We start from the raw sequence: 18,954 nt of genomic DNA, 5'->3' as shown, positions 1-18,954 counted from the left end.
AAGTAGTTGCTGAGCCTGAAGTAGTTGCTGAGCCTGAAGTAGTTGCTGAGCCTGAAGTAGTTGCTGAGCCTGAAGTAGTTGCTGAGCCTGAAGTAGTTGCTGAGCCTGAAGTAGCTGCTGAGCCTGAAGTAGCCGCTGAGCCTGAAGTACCCCAACGTGTTTCTATGGCGGATTTGTATCCGTTCTTGGCGCCTTCGGAGGGTCTTGATCGTTCACAGACGCCCCCCGCCCCTGCAGGCGAACGCTGGCTGCGCGTGACCCTGGACGAAGACCGCTACGCGGTTGAACTGCTGCGCGTGCAGGAAGTGGTGCGCATGCTGCCAATTATTGCCATTCGCGGCGCATCGCCTTCGCTGATGGGCGTGATGAACCTGCGCGGGCAAGTGGTCCCCGTACACGACCTTGGCCGCTGGTTGCGCCGCGCTTCGGTTGAAATTGACGAGCGTGCGCGTATCGTGGTGCTGGAACACCAAGACGAGTTACTTGGGGTACTGGTCACCGCCGTTACCGATGTGATAACACTTAGCTCAGAGCAAATAGAACCACCAGCACTCGGCGCACGCGATAAAATTGGTATGGGTATCGCGCGCACACCGGGGGCTCCCCCCACCGTTTTACTCGATGCCACCGTCTTGTTTGACTAATTTCTCATTACAAATGTGCACAACCCCGCAATTTCGGTTACAAAGATCAAGAACCCGGCGCAAACGCCGTTAAGCTGACAGGGTAGGAACCCACGTTGAGGCGATCAATGCCACTGTCACTGCAAGCCGATCTCGGCATCGAACAGGTCGCAGACCTGCAAGCGGCCCTGCGCCCGCATCTGGACGACCAAGTTCTGGAGCTTTCCGGAGCTGACGTTCGCCGTGTCCACACGGCCGGTCTCCAGCTGCTGCACGCATTTATTCGCGACAGAAAAGCGCGCGGCCACACCACAACCATTACACTTGCATCCCCCACGCTGATTGATGCAGCGCGCCAACTCGCGCTTGCCAGCAGCCTAGGGGTTGATTCCACTCCCGGAGACGCTGCGTGAGCGCAAATCTTCTGATCGTTGATGATTCCACTTCAATGCGCCAAATGGTCGCGTTCGCCCTGAGCGGCGGCGGCTATAACGTCAAGGAGGCCGAAGATGGTTTGGCCGCCCTTGAAATTGCTAAAACCCAGCGCTTTGATGCGGTGATTACCGACGTCAATATGCCGCGTATGGACGGCATCGAACTAATCCGCCAGCTGCGCACGCTGCCGGAATACAAATTTACCCCGCTGCTGATGTTGACCACCGAATCCGGTGCCGACAAAAAGAGCGAGGGCCGCGCCGCCGGTGCTACGGGCTGGCTAGTTAAACCGTTTGATCCAGAACAGCTGCTCGCCACCGTTCGCAAGGTTCTTGGCTAAACCACCAAGAGGTCACTATGGATATCACCCGCTTCCACGCCACCTTCTTTGAAGAGAGCCGCGAAAACATCGCCGCGATGGAGGCGGGGCTGCTCGATATGGAATCGGGTGGCGGTGGCATCGACACCATCCATGTGATCTTCCGTGCGGCGCACTCGATCAAGGGCGGTAGCGCCACTTTTGGCTTCTCCTCCATTGCTGAGTTCACGCACCTGCTGGAAACCCTGCTGGAAGAGGCCCGTAGCGGCCACCGCACGCTGGGGCCAGATGCCATCACGGTGCTACTCACATCCGTGGACGCCCTGCGTATGCTACTGGCGGCCGCCGAGCACGGTGATGCGATCGACCAAGCCATGCTATCGCAAGCCCGCGCTGGCTTAGAGCGCATGCTTGCTGGCGATGCCGCCACTGCAAGCGCGCCCCCTGCCGCCGCCGCAGTGTCGGAAGAGGCCAAGCCGCAGGGCTGGAAAATCAATTTCACCCCAGAGAAATCGCTTTTCCTCAGCGGCAACGACCCGCTGCGCATGCTGCGTGAGCTAGACGATCTTGGCGAACTCAAAGTGAGCTGCCGCGACAACGGCCTGCCCGCCTTTGAAGAACTCGATCCGTTTGAAGCTTGGCTTGCCTGGGATTTAGAGCTGGTCGGTGACATCAAGCGTAGCGCGGTTGAAGACACCTTTGCTTGGGTGGACGATCAGTGCTCGCTGATTATTGAGCCGCTAATGGCACAAGCTCCCGTACCGGCCGCCACTGCCCCTGCTCCAGAGGCCGCACCGGCCGCAGCACCTGTGCCAGCCGCAGTCAAAGCCGAACCAGAAAAACCTGCACCTGCCAAGAAAGCGGCGGCAGAACCGGCGCAGCGTCACGATGCCGCCGAAACCACGATCCGCGTAGCCGTAGATAAGGTCGATGCGCTGATCAACCTCGTTGGCGAGCTGGTCATCACCCAGGCCATGCTGGCGCAGCGCTCTTCTGAGCTTGATCCGGGCCTGCACGAGCAGCTCCTTGCTGGTTTAGGCCAGCTCGACCGCAACACCCGCGACCTACAAGAAGCGGTGATGTCGGTGCGTATGCTGCCGGTCGATTTTGCCTTCAGCCGCTTCCCGCGCATGGTGCGCGACATCGCCTCGAAGATCGGCAAGAAGGTCAACCTGAAGATGTCGGGCGAAGGCACCGAACTCGACAAGGGCGTGATCGAAAAGATCGTCGACCCCTTAGTGCATTTGGTGCGTAATGCCATCGACCACGGCCTTGAAACCACCGAGCAGCGCATTGCTGCAGGTAAGCCAGAGGCTGGCACCGTTACGCTGTCTGCAGCGCACCAAGGCGGCCACATCATTATTGAAGTAGGCGATGACGGCCGTGGCCTCAACCGCGACAAGATTCTTGCCAAAGCCGCCGAGCGTGGCATTCCGGTTCCGGAGAACGCTACCGACGGGCAGATTTGGGACCTCGTCTTCGCCCCCGGTTTCTCCACCGCCGATGCCATCACCGACCTCTCAGGCCGTGGTGTGGGCATGGACGTGGTGCGCAAAAACATTATTGCGCTGGGCGGGCAAGTCGAAATTCGTAGTAAAGCGGGTGAAGGCACCACGGTGTCGATCCGCCTGCCACTGACCATGGCGATCTTGGACGGCATGACCGTTTCCGTAGGCGGTGAGGTCTATATCCTGCCGCTCAATGTGGTGTTGGAATCGCTGCAGCCATCGGATGAGCACATCAAGACCGTGGCGGGCGACTCGCGCCTGCTGCGTGTGCGCGAAGACTATGTGCCGCTGATTGATCTTGCCGCCCAATACGGCTTGGATCAAAAGCGCGAGCCCGGCACCCAGCCCATTGCCGTTGTGGTGGAAAGCCAAGGCCGTCAGCTGGCGCTGGAAGTGGACGAACTGCTTGGCCAGCAGCAGGTGGTCGTTAAGAATCTTGAGCGCAACTACCGCCGCATTGCAGGCGTTGCGGGTGCCACGATTTTGGGTGACGGTCGCGTGGCCCTCATTGTGGACGTGGGCAGCCTTGCCACGAAGTCTCAGGCGGTGGCACCTCCGGTTGAAGCCAGCAAGATTGAAGCGGTACTGGCGCAGATCATCGAACTCGACAAGCTGCGCAAAAAAGCCGCCTAACCGGCGGCTCATGCAGGGCCGCGTCTTAGCGGCTCAGCAGCCCACGGCGCTTGAACCACCATTCCAGTGGCAGCGTTGCTAGCGGTGGGATCGCGGCAAAAATCGCCAGAATCAGCGCCCAGAGCGGCCAGCGCAAACGATGCCCGGCCATAATCGCGATCACCACATACGTCAAGAACGCCAACCCGTGCAGGCGGCCAAACAGCCACACGCCAAGGTCGGTGACGCCGCTGACGTATTTCAAATACATACCAATGAGCAAGCCTGCCCAAGTAATGGCTTCAATCAGCGCGATGGCGGCAAACAGTTTGCCCATACCAGAGAGCGCGGTTTTTTCAGTCATACCCTAACTCGTAATGGATTGAGATAAAAAAGCGCCCGGCAGAACCGGGCGCTTGGAACCACTATACGCGATGGATCACGCGGCAACGGTATCGGCCACCGTCTTGAACTCTTCGATCTGGTCGAAGTTCATATAACGGTAGATTTGATCGCCGTTGGCATTCACCACGCCGACATCGGCCAGATACTCTTCGCGGGTGGGGATGCGGCCCAGACGCGCACAAATCGCCGCCAGCTCTGCGGAACCCAAGTACACATTAGTATTGCGACCAAGGCGATTCGGGAAGTTACGCGTTGAGGTGGACATCGCGGTGCTGCCTTCGCGGATCTGCGCTTGGTTGCCCATGCACAGCGAGCAGCCCGGCATTTCAGTACGCGCGCCGGCCGTGCCGAAGGTGGCGTAATGGCCTTCCTTGGTGAGCTCGGCTTCGTCCATCTTGGTGGGCGGTGCGATCCACAGACGGGTGGGTAGATCACGCTTGCCTTCCAGCAGTTTGGCGGCCGCACGGAAGTGGCCGATATTGGTCATGCAAGAACCGATGAACACTTCGTCGATCTTGGCGTTCGCCACGTCCGACAGGGTCTTGGCATCGTCTGGGTCGTTCGGGCAGCACACGATCGGCTCGACGATATCGTCAAGGTTGATGTCGATGACGGCGGCGTATTCGGCGTCGGCATCGGGCTCCACCAGCTGCGGGTTCGCCAGCCAGGCTTCCATTTTTTCGATGCGGCGCTGCAGGGTACGCGCGTCCTTGTAGCCTTCGGCGATCATCCACTTCAGCAACGTGACATTACTGTTGAGGTATTCGATGATCGGCTCTTTATTGAGGCGTACCGTGCAGGCGGCAGCGGAGCGTTCGGCCGAGGCGTCGGCCAGCTCGAACGCCTGCTCGATCTTCAGATCCGATAGGCCTTCAATTTCCAAAATGCGGCCGGAGAAGATGTTCTTCTTGCCCTTCTTCTCCACCGTCAACAAGCCCTGCTTAATTGCGTACAGCGGGATCGCATGGACGAGATCACGCAAGGTCACGCCCGGCTGTAGCTTGCCGCTAAAGCGCACCAGCACCGACTCTGGCATATCCAGCGGCATCACGCCCGTGGCGGCGGCAAAAGCCACCAAGCCAGAACCTGCCGGGAAAGAAATACCGATGGGGAAACGGGTGTGGCTGTCGCCGCCGGTACCCACGGTATCGGGCAACAGCATGCGGTTCAGCCAGCTGTGGATGATGCCATCCCCCGGGCGCAGCGATACGCCGCCACGGGTGGAGATGAACTCCGGCAGGGTGTGGTGGGTTTTTACGTCCACCGGCTTCGGGTAGGCCGCCGTATGGCAGAAGCTCTGCATCACCAGGTCGGCGCTGAACCCCAGGCAGGCCAGGTCCTTCAGCTCGTCGCGGGTCATCGGGCCGGTGGTGTCCTGGCTGCCCACCGAGGTCATCCGCGGCTCGCAGTAGGTGCCCGGGCGCATGCCCTTGCCTTCCGGCAGGCCGCAGGCGCGGCCGACCAGCTTCTGCGCCAGGGTGAAGCCCTTACCGGTATCCGGCGGCACCACCGGCAGACGGAACAGGTCGGTTACCGGCAGGCCTAGTGCTTCGCGCGCCTTGGCGGTAAGACCACGGCCAATGATCAGCGGAATGCGCCCACCAGCGCGGGCTTCGTCCAACAGAACGTCCGACTTCAGCTCGAACGTGGCGATTTCTTTGCCGTCTTTCAGCGCTTTACCTTCGTATGGACGCAGCTCGATCACGTCGCCGTGCTGCATCTGACTGACGTCCAGCTCGATCGGCAGTGCGCCCGCGTCTTCCATAGTGTTGTAGAAAATCGGCGCGATCTTGCCGCCCAGACACACGCCGCCATCGCGCTTGTTTGGGATGTAAGGAATGTCGTTGCCGGTCCACCACAGCACGCTATTGGTGGCCGATTTACGGCTGGAGCCGGTGCCTACCACGTCGCCCACATAGGCCACGATATGGCCCTTCTCTTTCAGTTTGAGAATGTCGCCAATCGGGCCGCGCTTGCCGTCTTCTTCCGGCTGGAACGGCGCGTCCGGGCGCGCGTTCTTCAGCATCGCCAAAGCGTGCATGGGGATGTCTGGGCGCGTGGTGGCGTCCGGCGCCGGGGAAAGGTCGTCGGTATTGGTTTCACCCGGCACCTTGAATACGGTGATGGTGAGGCTCTGCGGCACTTCTGGCTTGCTGGTGAACCACTCGGCATCGGCCCAGCTTTGCAGCACGGCCTGCGCATTTGCATTGCCCGCCTTGGCTTTTTCTTGCACGTCGTGGAAGGCATCAAATACCAGCAAGGTGTGCTTAAGCGCATTGGCAGCGACGGCCCCCAGCTCGGGGTTGTCCAGCAATTGCACCAGCGGCGCTACGTTGTAGCCGCCCAGCATGGTACCCAGCAGTTCGGTGGCGCGTGCCGGAGCAATCAGCGCATTCTTTTCGCTTCCAAAAGCGAGCGCGGCCAAATACGAGGCTTTGACCTTGGCGGCATCGTCCACGCCCGCGGGGACGCGGTGTACCAGCAAGTCGACAAGGTAGTCGGCTTCGCCCGCCGGAGGGTTCTTCAGCAATTCAATCAAGTCGGCCGTCTGTTGCGCGGTCAACGGCAGCGCGGGAATGCCGAGTGCAGCGCGTTCGGCTTCGTGGTGGCGGTAGGCTTCCAACATGGGGGGTTCCTTGCGTCTGTATGGGTCTTAGTCTTTGGGCACGATCAACTTCAGACCCTTGAAGTAATCGCGATAGAACGAGGCATCAAAGGTGACCAACGCATCGCATTGCAGCAAGGCGTGGGCACCGATTAAAAAGTCTGCGATGGGGCGTGAGGCATCGCTACGCTGGCGCATGCGGCGCTGCATCTCGCCAGCACGCAGCGCAGATTTAGCTTCCACAGCGCTATACAGCACCCCCATTTCTTCCAATGCGGCCAGCGCGTCTGCGCCATTGCGCAGGGACGAAGCAACCTTGGCCAAGGCGGCATCGGACACCACTACGCGGCCGCCCACTAGAGTTTGCCGTAGCGTGGCTTCTACGGCGTCGGCGTGCGGGCCGTTGGCCAGCAGTTCCACTAAAACGGGGGCGTCCACCGCGATCACGCTTGGTCGGCCTCAGAGTGTGTCATTGGGGCGTCGAGGGTGAACTTTCCGCGCACGCGCGATATGGCGTCGTCCACGCGCTTGCTCAGCACGATCCGCCCGCCATCGAGCTCCACCTTCAGCACGCTACCCTTGGCAAGGCCCAGCGCATCGCGAACGGGCTTTGGCAGGGTGATCTGCCCGCGTTCGGCAACAGTTGCTTCCATGAGAGCCTCCTACGGAATAGGTAGGCCCTCATTATACATACTTTTTAATACATACTTTTGCCTAATACGGCGCTAAACCGGCTATTTCAGCCCAAGCTCGTGCGCGCTCCACCGGCGTGTTTGGCCAAGTACAGCGCACGGTCGGCACGGTGGCGCAGCTGCACGGGGGCCATGTCTTCATCCCCTAGCGTCACCAATCCGGCGCTAAAGCTGATGTAGTTCGGCCCTAAATCACCTTCGTGCCAATTTCTGCAGCCCGCAAACGCCGCGTGCAGACGCTGACTAAGACGCCAAGCGCCCTCTTCATCGGTATCGGTGAGAATAATTGCGAACAGATCCCCACCCAAGCGCGACGGGAAATCGGACGTGCGGCACACCGAGCGCAGCAATCTGCCGACTTCAGAAAGCACACGATCCCCCGCAGCGTGCGACCAATCATCGTTTACCTGCGAAAACTTATCTAAATTCAGCAGCATCAGCGACAGTGGCTGGCCGTGACGTTTAGAGCGCGAGAAGTTGTGTGCATAAGCTTCATCAAACGAGCGCCCGTTGGGCAGGCCAGTAAGCGCGTCCTCGTGCGCCAACCGCGCAAACTCTTCGGTTTGCCGCTGCATTTGATCAAGCAGCTCACTTTTTTTTTGCTGAAGTGAAAATAATTGCCCGGACTTTTGATGCAGCTCTGCAACGCGCTCATCTAACTCACGCTGCTTGCGCCGCAGCTGAGCGCGTTGCCCTAGCCCCCAAGCAACCCCCAGCCCTAGGCCAATTACGAGCGCCAAAAGCATCCCCGTGACACCGCCCGGGCCAAGATCATCGCGGGCGCTCGCCTCACTCGCAAACAGGAGCAGACCCAGCGCAGGCATACCAACGCGGCCGATGCGGAGAAAACAAGGCTTCAAATTCGTGCGCATAGAGGTTAGCTTCATCAACATTCAATCCGATTTAACATCGAAACAGCAAGACTATGTCACAGCTGCCTGCACACTGTGGGCCCCTCACCGCTTCGGAGCCAGTTCATGGGTAATTCTTTTTCCACCCAATCCAGCCTCAGCGTTAACGGCAAGGATTACGTTTTCCACAGTCTGCCTGCATTGGGCAAAAAATTCGATATCTCCCACCTGCCTTATTCGATGAAAATTTTGCTGGAGAACCTGCTCCGGCACGAGGATGGCGTGAACGTGCTGCCTGCGCATATCCAGGCGGTAGCGCAGTGGAAACCGACGGATGTGCCGGAAACCGAAATCGCCTTCATGCCCGCACGCGTGATTTTGCAAGACTTCACCGGTGTGCCCTGCGTGGTCGATCTGGCCGCGATGCGCGATGCCGTGGTGAAACTGGGCGGCAATCCGGAGCAAATCAACCCGCAAATCCCATCGGAACTGGTGATTGACCACTCCGTGCAGGTAGATGTGTTTGCGCGCCCCGATGCGCTGGACATGAACGGCAAGATCGAATTTGAACGCAATAGCGAGCGCTATAGCTTCCTGCGCTGGGGGCAGAAATCGTTCGGTAACTTCAAAGTCGTTCCGCCCAATACCGGCATCGTGCATCAGGTGAATTTGGAATACTTGGCGCGCGTGGTGATGGCCTCGGAAAAAGACGGCCAGCAGTGGGCCTACCCGGACACCCTGTTCGGTACCGACAGCCACACTACCATGGTTAATGGCATTGGCATCCTCGGCTGGGGCGTGGGCGGCATTGAAGCCGAAGCCGCGATGCTGGGCCAGCCTTCCTCCATGCTGATCCCGCAAGTGGTGGGCTTCAAGCTCACCGGACGCCTACCGGAAGGCGCTACCGCCACCGACTTGGTGCTAACCGTGGCACAAATGCTGCGCCAGCACGGCGTAGTCGGTAAATTCGTTGAATTCTATGGTGAAGGCCTGCAGCACCTACCGCTGGCCGACCGCGCCACTATTGGCAATATGTCGCCCGAATACGGCGCGACTTGCGCGATTTTCCCAATTGACGCCGAGTCGATGAACTACCTGCGTCTATCGGGCCGCAGCGATGCACAAATCGCACTGGTAGAAGCCTATGCCAAGGCGCAGGGCCTCTGGCACGACCCCACCAGTCCGCACGCGCAGTACAGCTCCACGCTGGAGCTGGACATGGCCACCGTGCAGCCCTCACTGGCAGGCCCCAAGCGCCCGCAAGACCGCGTATTGCTCACCGATATGAAGTCCTCCACGCGCAAAGTGATCGAACAGCTCACCGCCGTGCGCGATCAGCGCAATAGCGATGTCGCCGACTTCATCGCCGAAGGGGGTGGCGCAGCGGTAGGCAACGAACAAATCGGTAAAGGTCAGGCCGATATCACCATCGATGGCAAGCAGGTGCGTATTAAAGACGGCGCTGTGGTGATCGCCGCCATCACCTCCTGCACCAATACATCAAACCCTGCAGTGATGGTGGCCGCCGGCCTTCTAGCACGCAACGCCGCAGCCAAAGGGCTTACCCGCAAGCCGTGGGTCAAGACCTCGCTGGCACCCGGTTCGCGCGTGGTTACCGACTATTTGGAAAAAGCCGGGCTGCAGAAAGAACTCGAAAAAATCGGCTTTTTCACCGTGGGCTACGGCTGCACCACCTGTATCGGCAACTCCGGCCCGCTGCCGGTAGAAGTCAGCGCAGGCGTTGCCGCCGGCGATCTGTGTGTAGTGTCGGTGCTCTCCGGCAACCGCAACTTTGAAGGCCGCATCCACGCCGAAGTGAAGATGAACTACCTCGCCAGCCCGCCGCTGGTGGTGGCCTACGCATTGGCTGGTAGCACCGAAATCGACCTCACCACCGAGCCGCTGGGCAACGGCAGCGACGGCAAGCCGGTATTCCTGAAAGACCTCTGGCCCACCAGCAAGGAAATTGCCGAAACCATCAGCCACACCATCAGCCCGGATATGTTCAAGCAAAACTATGCCGACGTATTCAAGGGCGATGACCGCTGGAATTCGATCGCCTCACCCGAAGGCGAGCTCTACGCATGGAGCGACGCCTCCACCTACATCAAGAACCCGCCGTACTTTGAAGGCATGACGATGGCGGTGGGCCACTCCAACGACATCGTAGGGGCGCGCGTACTGGGCCTGTTCGGTGACTCCATCACCACCGACCATATTTCACCCGCAGGCAGCATCAAGAAAGATTCGCCCGCAGGCCGTTATTTGATCGGCCGTGGCGTGCAGCCTGCGCAGTTCAACAGCTATGGCAGCCGCCGTGGCAACGACGATGTGATGGTGCGCGGCACCTTCGCCAATATCCGCATCAAAAATCAATTCTTCGGTGGCGAAGAAGGCGGCAATACGCTGTATTTCGGCAGCAACCCGCCAGAGAAGATGTCCATCTACGATGCAGCGATGAAGTACAAGGCCGACGGCACCCCGCTGGTGGTGATCGCAGGCAAGGAATACGGCACCGGCTCCAGCCGCGACTGGGCGGCCAAGGGCACCCTGCTGCTGGGCGTCAAGGCGGTGATCGCAGAAAGTTTCGAGCGCATCCACCGCAGCAATCTTGTGGGCATGGGCGTGCTGCCGCTGCAATTTAAGAATGGCGAAAATGCGGCGTCCATTGGCCTTGATGGCACCGAAACCTATGAAATTGTGGGGCTGAAAGACGGCATGGCCAAGCATGTGATGGTCACCGCCACCGCCGCCACGGGTGGTAGCAAAACCTTTGAAGCCGACGTGTTGCTGCTCACGCCGAAGGAAGTGGAGTACTACCGCAACGGCGGCATCTTGCAGTACGTGCTGCGCCAATTGGCATCTAAAAAGGCCAATTGATTGGGCTTATCCTCACGCGGGTGGTCGCTGTCTTGCCACACGCGTGAGGCTATGCTGAAATCAACGGAAATAACATACGCCAGCGCACGCCGCGCTGGCGATTCTCTGCAGGGGAGCAGTGCATGAGTTCTGATCGTCCTTGGCTGGCCCATTACCCGGCTGGTGTGTCTGCTGATATTGACTTGAATGAATTCAAGTCGATCACCGACGTCTTCGATGCGGCGCTAGCGAAGTACAGCACGAAGATCGCCTTCATCAACATGGGCAAAGGCATCAGCTATAGCGAGCTAGACCAGCTCAGCCGTGCGTTTGCAGGCTATTTGCTAGGTGAGATGAAGCTCAAGAAGGGCGATCGCGTGGCGATCATGATGCCTAACTGCCTGCAATACCCGATCGCGCTTTTTGGTGTTTTGCGCGCAGGGCTGACGGTGGTCAATACCAACCCGATGTACACCGCGCGCGAGCTTAAGCACCAGCTGGTTGATTCTGGTGCCCGCGTGTTGGTTGTTCTAGACAACTTCGGCAGCGTCGCTCAAGAAGTGCTAGACGAAATGCCACAGGTCAAAGCCGTCACCACCGGTCTTGGCGATATGCTGGGCTTCCCGAAAGGGCCGATCGTCGGGTTCGTACTGAAGTACATCAAAAAAATGGTGCCCGACTACACCATTCAAGGCGCTATTCGCTTCCGCGCTACGCTAGAACTAGGCCGCAAACACAAACTTCCGTCCATCAAAAATAGTCCGGAAGACCTCGCCTTCTTGCAATACACCGGCGGCACCACCGGCGTATCCAAAGGCGCCATGCTGACCCACCGCAATATGGTGGCCAATATGCAACAGGCCGCCGCATGGGTTGGCACGAACATCAAGTACGGCGAAGAAACCATTGTGACGGCGTTGCCGCTGTATCACATCTTTGCACTGACGGCGAACTGCCTTGTCTTCATGAAGTTTGGCGCCACCAATCTACTCATCACCAACCCGCGCGATATGCCCGGTTTTGTGAAGGAGATTAAATCCGCACGCTTCACCGCCATTACCGGCGTCAACACGCTCTTCAACGGCTTGCTCAACACGCCTGGTTTCAGTGAAGTAGATTTTTCCAAATTGCATATGACGCTGGGCGGCGGCATGGCTGTGCAGCGTGCAGTAGCCGACAAATGGAAAAAAACCACCGGCGTGACGTTGGCCGAAGCCTACGGCCTTACCGAAACTTCGCCTGCTGTCTGTATCAACCCGTTAGACCTTACCGATTACAACGGCTCGATCGGCCTGCCGGTGCCTTCTACCGATGTCTGCGTCAAGAGCGACGATGGTGTGATTCTGCCGGTAGGCGAAATTGGTGAGCTCTGTGTCAAAGGCCCGCAGGTGATGAAGGGCTATTGGCAGCGCCCGGAAGAAACCGAAAAAGTCATTGACCACGACGGTTGGCTGCACACCGGCGATATGGCCAAGATGGATGAGAAGGGATACTTCTACATCGTTGACCGCAAGAAGGACATGATCTTGGTGTCGGGCTTTAACGTCTATCCCAATGAAGTGGAAGACGTGGTCGCGATGATGCCGGGTGTGCTGGAAGTTGCGGCAGTTGGTATTGCGGACGAAAAATCCGGGGAGGCGGTGAAGGTCTTTATCGTCAAGAAAGACCCTGCCCTTACCGCCGATCAGGTAAAGGCGTTCTGCCATGAAAACCTCACCGGCTACAAGCGGCCGAAGCAGATCGAGTTCCGTACTGAGCTTCCCAAGAGCAACGTAGGCAAGATTCTGCGCAAAGAGCTGCGCGATCCGCCGAAGATGAGTTAACCCAAAAACATCTCAGTACACATACTTCAGGCCGCATACGCGGCCTGAAATGTATGAGCAGATGTGGTTTACCAGACTAAATCATCCGGCACTTGGTACTGCGGGTCCGAATAAGGATCATCTGCGGCGGGCGCATTAGGGTCCACCTTCAGCGCAATGGCTTGGGCAAAAATCACCTCAACCTCGGCCAGCGTTGCCGCATCTACCAGCACGTAACGGCCGTTCATTTGCACCACACCTAATATTCCGGCATTGAGTGCTTTTAGCTGTTCTGCGGTGACGTGGACGCGCTTGATCTTGCCGCCATATTCAAAATGGCGAACGTGCTCGGCCTCTGCCGAATTCAGCGCCTTATCCTTCATGAAGGCTTCTAACTTGGCTTTCGCTTCGCGCTTTAGCCGCGCCTCTTCCTGCTTGATACGCTCAGCTTCGATACGCTCGTCTTTTTCCTTTTGCGCGCGAATCGCATAGGCCTTGGCAAGGTCGATATCTTCACGCGTGCGCGGTTTATTCGGCGTATGCGTCGGTTTACGCGGCGCGTAATGCGCCGCTCCTGCGGGCTTGCCGTTGCGCTGCTGTGGCGCGCGCTTTTGCAGCTCTCGCTTGACGTCAGGTTTCTGCTTCGGCGGTTTTGGCGCGTCTTTGAAGCCAAGACCCAGCATTTGATCTCGAAGAGAAATACTCATAGCAACTTCAACACTCAGTAGTGCGGCGGCGGCGGCTCACTGGCCGCATCACCGGTAATGGGGCTTGCCGCCAGCGCGCTGCGCAGCTGACGCAAATCTTCTAACGCGCGGTGCAGCATGAGCGCGTTGCGCGACTCTTCGCTGCGGGCCGCAGCAAGTGCATCGCTCAGTTCTTGTAGCGCTTGTTCCTGAAACGCGAGTCGTGCTTCAAGATCAATCAATTTTTCTTCAAGCGCGGGCATCGGCGTACTCCTCAAACGAACAAAGCCCGGGCGCACGCGCGGCGCGCCCGGGCTTCATCATGCCATTAGTTGCTGGCGGGTTTCTTCTTCACAATTTCCAGCAGCTCAACTTCAAACTCAAGCATTTGGTTCGGGCCGATCACCGGCGGGGCTTGTTCGCCATAAGCCAGCTTTGCCGGAATCCAGAACTTGAACTTGCTGCCTACCGGCATCAGTTGCAGGCCTTCCGACCAGCCCGGAATCACGCCATTCAGCGGCAGTACGGCGGGTTCGCCACGCTTGTAGGAACTATCAAACTCGGTGCCGTCGATCAGAGAGCCCTTGTAGTTCACCTTCACGCCGTCTTCTGCACCGGGCTTAGCGCCCTTGCCTTCGGTCAGCACTTGATACTGCAAGCCCGATGCGGTGGTGACAACCCCAGCCTTCTTGCCGTTTTCAGCCAAGAACTTCTCGCCCTTCGCTTCGTTAGCCTTGGCCGCTTCCATCATTTTGGCAATTTGCTTGGCCTGCATCTTCTGGCCAAACTCCTGCATGATCTGCTGCGCTTGTTCGTCGCTGATCAGTGCCTTGCCACCGCTCATTTCGGTCTTCAGGGCTTTCAGCACTGTGTCCAAGTTGACCTCGTCTTTGATGTCGGCCAACTGCTTACCCATGGCCATGCCGATGGTGTAGCTCACCTGCTCTTTTTCATTCGCAAGCCCAGCGATATCTTTCTTGCTGCTGTCGGCTGCTGCGCCCGTCGCCGAGACATCAACGGGTTTCTGCTGCGCGTTGCAGGCAGAAAGGGCCAGCATCATGGCAGATGCTAGAAGGGTGGTCCGGGCGAACGACTTCATGTGTACAAGGCTCCAAAAAGCATGAAAAGGGCCGGTTTTGAAACACCGGCTAGTGAGGTTAATTCTGTTGGACTTATTCCACGCCTAACAGTTCCACATCGAACATCAATGTGGCATTGGGGGGGATATCACGGCCCGCGCCACGTTCACCGTAGCCCAGCGCCGCCGGTACCCAGAAGCGGTATTTTGCACCAATTGGCATCATGCCAACGCCTTCAGTCCAACCTTTGATCACCTGATCTAGGCTGAACTCGGCAGGCTCGCCGCGATCATACGAGCTATCAAACTTTTTGCCGTTAAGCAGGGTGCCGACATAGTTCACGCGCACGCGCTGCCCCGGCTTGGGACGCACGCCATTGCCCTGCCGCAACACGCTGTACTGCAACCCGCTTGGCGTGGTAAACACGCCTTTCACCAGCTTGTTTTTGGCGAAGAACGCCTGTTCTTCCTGCTGCGCCGTTTCCCCCTGCTGTTTGCGCTGATCGGCCTGCACCGTGGCCAGACGCGCGGCAAGAGCACCACGCACCTGCTCGACTTCAGCGGCATCCATCAGCGGCTTACTCGGTGGAACTGCGCCGTCTTTTAGCCCGCGCATAAACATGGGCATATCAAACTGTCCGCGGGCGTTGATGAGGGTTCGTGCGGTGGTGGTGCCCATCAGCAGCCCCGCCTTTTCACGATCCAGCGCCGCGCCTGGTTTGCCGCTACTGCGCGCAATGATGTTGGCCATGAGCGCTTGGCTGGTTTTTCGCGCGTCTTCAATTGAGAGCAGCGGCGCATCGCCATTTAACGTTGACTCAACCGCGCGTTGAAAAGCGGCCAAATCAAGCTCGGGATAGCCCGGCCCCACTGCGCGGCCAGCATCCAAGCCCAGCATATAGCCCACTTTGTCACGCTCACTGCTTGGAGCCGCGTCTTGCGCAACCGCATATTGAAGCGTGAAAACCGATGCCAATAAGACACCCAGCACGCGCACGGACAACTTGATCAAGGTGCTCTCCAGTTGGCTTGGTTATTGCTGCGATGCCATCGCAACGAGACCGCCTATTGTCGGTGCAGATGCCGCGCTGAGCAATCCTTTACCCCCTGCCATTAGTTGGGGCAATTTTTGCTTGACACGCAATTTTCTAGTGTTATAGTTGCCTACAACACCAAACACCCAGAGCAGGAGTTCCTCATGAACCGCAAGCTCCACAACTCCCTCACCGCACTGTTATCGAGCGGAGCCGTCTTGGCAACTCTATTGCTGGTGTCCTCATCGGCCGCCTCGTTATCAACGGAAGCCGCCGAACTTTCGGCACTCCGCCACGCTGAATCCACCGCCGAAAACGCGGAAGCCTCGGCGCGCGCCGTTAAGCGTGCAGTGCACCAGTCCATCCGCATCCCATTTTTCTCATTCTCTCCCCGGAGCTAATCATATGACTGCCGTTGAATGGAGCGATGGCGCTCCAATTTACCGTCAGCTCAAGGAACGCGTTGTTGCCATGATGCTAGACGGAGCCCTCAAACCCGGCGACGCGCTGCCTTCAGTGCGGCAAGTGGCTGCGGAATATCAACTCAACCCCATCACCGTGTCGCGCGCCTACCAAGAATTGGTGGACGAGCAGCTGGTCGAAAAACGCAGAGGCTTAGGCATGTTTGTAACAGACGGTGCAAATGCGCGGTTATTAAGCAGCGAACGCGAGCGCTTTTTAACCGAAGAATGGCCGCAGATGTTGGAACGCATCCAGCGCCTAGGCCTGACCATCGACGAACTCCTTGATCCCAAGAATAAATGGGGGGCGAAATGAGCACTGACTCAAACACCATCCTTGTGTCCGCCAAAGGCTTGCGCAAGAGCTACAAAAACACGTTGGCGCTGGACAACACCACCTTCGATATCCCTGCGGGCCGTATCGTTGGCCTGATCGGGCCAAATGGTGCGGGCAAAACCACCGCGCTCAAAGCCATTCTCGGCCTAATTCCATTTGACGGCGACCTAAAGATACTCGGCAAAGACCCACGCACCCAGCGCGATGCGCTGATGAATGACGTTTGCTTTATTGCTGACGTGGCGGTGCTGCCGCGCTGGATCACGGTGGCACAAGCCATTGAATTTGTGGCGGGTGTGCACCCGCGCTTTGATGCCGCACGCTGCCAGCGCTTTTTAGAAGGCACCCAGCTCAAGCCCACAATGAAAGTGCGTGAAATGTCCAAAGGCATGATCGTGCAACTGCATTTGGCGCTGGTGATGGCCATCGATGCCCGCCTTCTGGTCTTGGACGAACCTACCCTTGGCCTCGATATTCTGTATCGCAAACAGTTCTACCAGCGTCTACTAGAAGACTATTTTGATGACGAAAAAACCATCCTCATCACCACCCATCAGGTGGAAGAGGTGGAACACATCCTCACCGATGTGATGTTCATACGCGGCGGTAAAATTTCGCTCAGTGCCGCCATGGATACCCTTGGCGAACGCTACTGCGAAGTGCTCGTCAATGCCGACAAGCTCGATGCCGCACGCGCACTTCAGCCTATCGACGAACGCAGCCTGCCATTTGGTAAAACGGTGATGCTGTTTGACGGCGCAAACGCCGAACAGCTTGCAGCATTGGGTGAAACCCGCACTCCCAGCATCGCGGATCTGTTTGTTGCCACCATGAAAGGAACCTACGCATGAACGCCATTCTTGACTCGGCGGGCAATGGTGCCACCCAGCCTGCACCCCACAGCACACATCCAACCGCCAAGCTGAAGCTACTGCTGAAGCGCGAATACTGGGAGCACAAAGGCGGTTTCTTCTGGGCCCCCATCTGGGCCGCCGGTATCTCGCTGCTGTTCACCCTACTTGGGTTGATCACCGCTGAATTTGCGGCGCGCAAGGCCTCGTTTGGTAATTTCAAAATTAACGGCGAGGTGATGGTCAACGGCCTCGACCTCAATGCCATCACGGCGCAAATGAGTAGCGGCGATATGGAAAAACTCGCTGCAGGCATCAGCATGAGCGCGGCCAGCGCAATGATTTGGCCACTCTTGGCGCTGGGCTTTGTCGTGTTTTTCTACTGCCTCGCCAGCCTGTACGACGAGCGGCAAACCCGCAGTGTGCTGTTTTGGAAATCGCTGCCCATTTCCGATCGTGACACGGTACTGTCCAAAGCCATCAGCGCGCTCATTGTTGCCCCGGTCATTGCAACGGCGATCGGTATCGTCTGCATGCTGGCCTTCTTGCTTATTCTCAGCGTGTTTGTGTTGATCCACCACGGCAACCCGTTCACCTTACTCTGGAACCCAAGCAGTCTCTTGGCCAATGCAAGTGTCTTAGTTGCTGCGCTACCGATCTATGCGCTGTGGGCGCTACCAAGTGTGGGTTGGCTGATGCTGTGCTCGGTGTGGGCCAAGAGCAAGCCCTTTTTGTGGGCCGTCGCCCTGCCCGTATTTGCCGGTGTCTTTATCAGCTGGTTTGATCTACTCAGCATTTTCAATATTGAAAGCAACTGGTTCTGGAAAAACATCGTCGCGCACTTGCTTGGCGGCGTATTCCCTGGCACTTGGATGCAGCTAGCCGATCTTTCTAGCTTCAATGGCAACGGCATTCCCAGCACCCTCACCATCGTACAAGGCATGTACACCGTCCTGCTGTCCCCGCAACTGTGGATCGGTGCTGCCGCCGGGGTGGCGATGCTGATCGGCGCGATGCAACTGCGTCGCTGGCGCGATGAAGGTTGAGACTTAATTTTTCTCTCTTAGGAAAAGCATATGAACAGCATTCGTCATTCCGCACTGGCCTGCTTGATCGCCTTCCCACTGCTGGCCTGCAGCAATAACGCCCCGCCGCCCGCAGCGCCCGCTGATAACGCACCCGCCAAAGGCTTTATTGGAAAACAAGTGGACAAAGCTTTTGCGAAAGCTCGCGAAGAGATGGCCAAAGGCAATATCGACATTGGCAATGGCCCGCATGTCACGATCAATGGCAAAGACATTGGCCACAATACGAAGAACTTGCCTAAGGCTGAAATTACCCCGCAAGGCGATCTTCTGATTGCAGGCAAAGCGGCACCACTGACCGCCGATCAGCGCCAACAACTGCTGGCGTATCGCGGGCAAATCATCGACATTGCCGAAGCGGGCATGGCCATCGGCAGCCAAGGTGTGGGACTGGCTGATAAGGCCCTCTCCGGCGTTGCCGGTGCGATCTTTGGCGGCGAAAAGGGAGCCAAAGAGTTTGAGGCCAAGATGGAAGCTGAGGGCGAGAAAATTGAGGCCGAAGCGCGGAAACTCTGCACCCGTCTTCCTGCAATGATGGCCAGCCAACAAGCGCTGGCCACCACCCTACCCGCGTTCAAACCCTACGCCAGCATGACCCAAGCGGATATTGATGACTGCTACAAAGACAGCAAAGATAAAGGCGCAGCGGTGATGAGCCAATAAACCTACCGGTTCACCTAGCCTGTACAAAAAGCACCCTTCGGGGTGCTA

General features: G+C 58.1%; 19 protein-coding genes and 1 pseudogene. 11 read left to right on the top strand and 9 right to left on the bottom strand.

Features of this window, described 5'->3' with window-relative positions; all coding sequences use genetic code 11:
* The 4 genes and pseudogenes from KUL77_RS01325 to KUL77_RS01310 form a co-directional block, all read left to right on the top strand.
* The coding region (locus KUL77_RS01325; RefSeq protein WP_297142568.1) for a chemotaxis protein CheW at positions 1-644 on the top strand (644 nt) is incomplete at its 5' end.
* Between the two features lie 107 nt (positions 645-751).
* Positions 752-1,036 (top strand): STAS domain-containing protein, encoded by a 285-nt coding sequence (locus tag KUL77_RS01320; protein ID WP_297142566.1) that lies wholly within the window; start codon positions 752-754, stop codon positions 1,034-1,036.
* Complete coding sequence (locus tag KUL77_RS01315) at positions 1,033-1,398, top strand: response regulator (RefSeq protein WP_297142563.1); 366 nt, start codon at positions 1,033-1,035, stop codon at positions 1,396-1,398. The genes KUL77_RS01320 and KUL77_RS01315 overlap by 4 nt, the downstream gene beginning before the upstream one ends.
* 17 nt (positions 1,399-1,415) lie before the next feature.
* A pseudogene (locus KUL77_RS01310) lies at positions 1,416-3,407 on the top strand (chemotaxis protein CheW); the annotation flags it as partial.
* 136 nt (positions 3,408-3,543) lie between these two features.
* On the opposite strand, the gene KUL77_RS01305 reads toward KUL77_RS01310, so the two are convergent.
* The 5 genes from KUL77_RS01305 to KUL77_RS01285 form a co-directional block, all read right to left on the bottom strand.
* On the bottom strand, positions 3,544-3,861 hold the full coding sequence (locus KUL77_RS01305) for a DUF3817 domain-containing protein (protein ID WP_297142561.1): 318 nt from the start codon (positions 3,859-3,861) through the stop codon (positions 3,544-3,546).
* 75 nt (positions 3,862-3,936) lie between these two features.
* Entirely contained in the window at positions 3,937-6,528 is a 2,592-nt protein-coding gene (acnB, locus tag KUL77_RS01300; RefSeq protein ID WP_297142557.1) for a bifunctional aconitate hydratase 2/2-methylisocitrate dehydratase, read from the bottom strand.
* A 27-nt stretch (positions 6,529-6,555) separates the two neighbouring features.
* Positions 6,556-6,954 carry a type II toxin-antitoxin system VapC family toxin gene (locus KUL77_RS01295; RefSeq protein WP_297142554.1) on the bottom strand — a complete coding sequence of 133 codons (399 nt, stop codon included), beginning with the start codon at positions 6,952-6,954 and terminating at the stop codon, positions 6,556-6,558.
* A complete protein-coding gene (locus KUL77_RS01290) occupies positions 6,951-7,160 on the bottom strand; it encodes an AbrB/MazE/SpoVT family DNA-binding domain-containing protein (protein ID WP_297142551.1) in 210 nt (69 codons plus the stop codon). Before KUL77_RS01290 ends, KUL77_RS01295 begins: the two co-directional genes overlap by 4 nt.
* An 86-nt stretch (positions 7,161-7,246) precedes the next feature.
* Entirely contained in the window at positions 7,247-8,086 is an 840-nt protein-coding gene (locus KUL77_RS01285; RefSeq protein WP_297142549.1) for a diguanylate cyclase, read from the bottom strand.
* 90 nt (positions 8,087-8,176) lie between these two features.
* On the opposite strand from KUL77_RS01285, the gene acnA reads away from it, so the two are divergent.
* Positions 8,177-10,930 (top strand): aconitate hydratase AcnA, encoded by a 2,754-nt coding sequence (acnA, locus tag KUL77_RS01280; RefSeq protein WP_297142546.1) that lies wholly within the window; start codon positions 8,177-8,179, stop codon positions 10,928-10,930.
* A 122-nt stretch (positions 10,931-11,052) separates the two neighbouring features.
* Positions 11,053-12,732 carry an AMP-binding protein gene (locus KUL77_RS01275; protein ID WP_297142543.1) on the top strand — a complete coding sequence of 560 codons (1,680 nt, stop codon included), beginning with the start codon at positions 11,053-11,055 and terminating at the stop codon, positions 12,730-12,732.
* A gap of 68 nt (positions 12,733-12,800) precedes the next feature.
* On the opposite strand, the gene KUL77_RS01270 is transcribed toward KUL77_RS01275, so the two are convergent.
* From KUL77_RS01270 to KUL77_RS01255, 4 genes are all read right to left on the bottom strand, one after another.
* Positions 12,801-13,418: a DUF2058 family protein gene (locus KUL77_RS01270; protein ID WP_343231524.1), complete on the bottom strand. Its 618-nt coding sequence runs from the start codon at positions 13,416-13,418 to the stop codon at positions 12,801-12,803.
* A 14-nt stretch (positions 13,419-13,432) separates the two neighbouring features.
* Positions 13,433-13,660, bottom strand: a complete 228-nt coding sequence (locus tag KUL77_RS01265; protein WP_297142540.1) for a SlyX family protein — start codon at positions 13,658-13,660, stop codon at positions 13,433-13,435.
* A 65-nt stretch (positions 13,661-13,725) separates the two neighbouring features.
* Positions 13,726-14,457 carry an FKBP-type peptidyl-prolyl cis-trans isomerase gene (locus tag KUL77_RS01260; RefSeq protein WP_297142538.1) on the bottom strand — a complete coding sequence of 244 codons (732 nt, stop codon included), beginning with the start codon at positions 14,455-14,457 and terminating at the stop codon, positions 13,726-13,728.
* Positions 14,458-14,569: 112 nt separating this feature from the next.
* Complete coding sequence (locus KUL77_RS01255) at positions 14,570-15,487, bottom strand: FKBP-type peptidyl-prolyl cis-trans isomerase (protein ID WP_297142536.1); 918 nt, start codon at positions 15,485-15,487, stop codon at positions 14,570-14,572.
* Positions 15,488-15,673: 186 nt separating this feature from the next.
* On the opposite strand from KUL77_RS01255, the gene KUL77_RS01250 reads away from it, so the two are divergent.
* Genes KUL77_RS01250 through KUL77_RS01230 form a run of 5 tightly spaced genes read left to right on the top strand, consistent with a single transcriptional unit; the run spans position 15,674 to position 18,906 of the window.
* Positions 15,674-15,910 carry a hypothetical protein gene (locus tag KUL77_RS01250; protein ID WP_297142533.1) on the top strand — a complete coding sequence of 79 codons (237 nt, stop codon included), beginning with the start codon at positions 15,674-15,676 and terminating at the stop codon, positions 15,908-15,910.
* 4 nt (positions 15,911-15,914) lie between these two features.
* Positions 15,915-16,286 carry a GntR family transcriptional regulator gene (locus KUL77_RS01245; protein ID WP_297142532.1) on the top strand — a complete coding sequence of 124 codons (372 nt, stop codon included), beginning with the start codon at positions 15,915-15,917 and terminating at the stop codon, positions 16,284-16,286.
* Positions 16,283-17,158 (top strand): ABC transporter ATP-binding protein, encoded by an 876-nt coding sequence (locus KUL77_RS01240; RefSeq protein WP_297142529.1) that lies wholly within the window; start codon positions 16,283-16,285, stop codon positions 17,156-17,158. The genes KUL77_RS01245 and KUL77_RS01240 overlap by 4 nt, the downstream gene beginning before the upstream one ends.
* Positions 17,155-18,204 (top strand): hypothetical protein, encoded by a 1,050-nt coding sequence (locus tag KUL77_RS01235; RefSeq protein ID WP_297142528.1) that lies wholly within the window; start codon positions 17,155-17,157, stop codon positions 18,202-18,204. Before KUL77_RS01240 ends, KUL77_RS01235 begins: the two co-directional genes overlap by 4 nt.
* A 30-nt stretch (positions 18,205-18,234) precedes the next feature.
* Entirely contained in the window at positions 18,235-18,906 is a 672-nt protein-coding gene (locus KUL77_RS01230; RefSeq protein WP_297142525.1) for a DUF2884 family protein, read from the top strand.
* Positions 18,907-18,954: the final 48 nt, after the last annotated feature.

The sequence above is a fragment of the Thermomonas sp. genome, from assembly GCF_019104945.1.
Lineage (GTDB): Bacteria > Pseudomonadota > Gammaproteobacteria > Xanthomonadales > Xanthomonadaceae > Thermomonas.
Note: the sequence above shows the minus strand (reverse complement) of the source record. Positions and strands in the feature narration are given on the sequence as shown.

What these genes read in the sequence shown, in the direction of transcription:
- KUL77_RS01320 (WP_297142566.1), top strand. Translation starts at nt 752, where the DNA reads ATGCCACTGTCACTGCAAGCCGATCTCGGCATCGAACAGGTCGCAGAC.
- KUL77_RS01305 (WP_297142561.1), bottom strand. Translation starts at nt 3,861, where the DNA reads ATGACTGAAAAAACCGCGCTCTCTGGTATGGGCAAACTGTTTGCCGCC.
- acnB (WP_297142557.1), bottom strand. Translation starts at nt 6,528, where the DNA reads ATGTTGGAAGCCTACCGCCACCACGAAGCCGAACGCGCTGCACTCGGC.
- KUL77_RS01290 (WP_297142551.1), bottom strand. Translation starts at nt 7,160, where the DNA reads ATGGAAGCAACTGTTGCCGAACGCGGGCAGATCACCCTGCCAAAGCCC.
- KUL77_RS01285 (WP_297142549.1), bottom strand. Translation starts at nt 8,086, where the DNA reads ATGAAGCTAACCTCTATGCGCACGAATTTGAAGCCTTGTTTTCTCCGC.
- acnA (WP_297142546.1), top strand. Translation starts at nt 8,177, where the DNA reads ATGGGTAATTCTTTTTCCACCCAATCCAGCCTCAGCGTTAACGGCAAG.
- KUL77_RS01275 (WP_297142543.1), top strand. Translation starts at nt 11,053, where the DNA reads ATGAGTTCTGATCGTCCTTGGCTGGCCCATTACCCGGCTGGTGTGTCT.
- KUL77_RS01270 (WP_343231524.1), bottom strand. Translation starts at nt 13,418, where the DNA reads ATGAGTATTTCTCTTCGAGATCAAATGCTGGGTCTTGGCTTCAAAGAC.
- KUL77_RS01265 (WP_297142540.1), bottom strand. Translation starts at nt 13,660, where the DNA reads ATGCCCGCGCTTGAAGAAAAATTGATTGATCTTGAAGCACGACTCGCG.
- KUL77_RS01260 (WP_297142538.1), bottom strand. Translation starts at nt 14,457, where the DNA reads ATGATGCTGGCCCTTTCTGCCTGCAACGCGCAGCAGAAACCCGTTGAT.
- KUL77_RS01250 (WP_297142533.1), top strand. Translation starts at nt 15,674, where the DNA reads ATGAACCGCAAGCTCCACAACTCCCTCACCGCACTGTTATCGAGCGGA.
- KUL77_RS01245 (WP_297142532.1), top strand. Translation starts at nt 15,915, where the DNA reads ATGACTGCCGTTGAATGGAGCGATGGCGCTCCAATTTACCGTCAGCTC.
- KUL77_RS01240 (WP_297142529.1), top strand. Translation starts at nt 16,283, where the DNA reads ATGAGCACTGACTCAAACACCATCCTTGTGTCCGCCAAAGGCTTGCGC.
- KUL77_RS01235 (WP_297142528.1), top strand. Translation starts at nt 17,155, where the DNA reads ATGAACGCCATTCTTGACTCGGCGGGCAATGGTGCCACCCAGCCTGCA.
- KUL77_RS01230 (WP_297142525.1), top strand. Translation starts at nt 18,235, where the DNA reads ATGAACAGCATTCGTCATTCCGCACTGGCCTGCTTGATCGCCTTCCCA.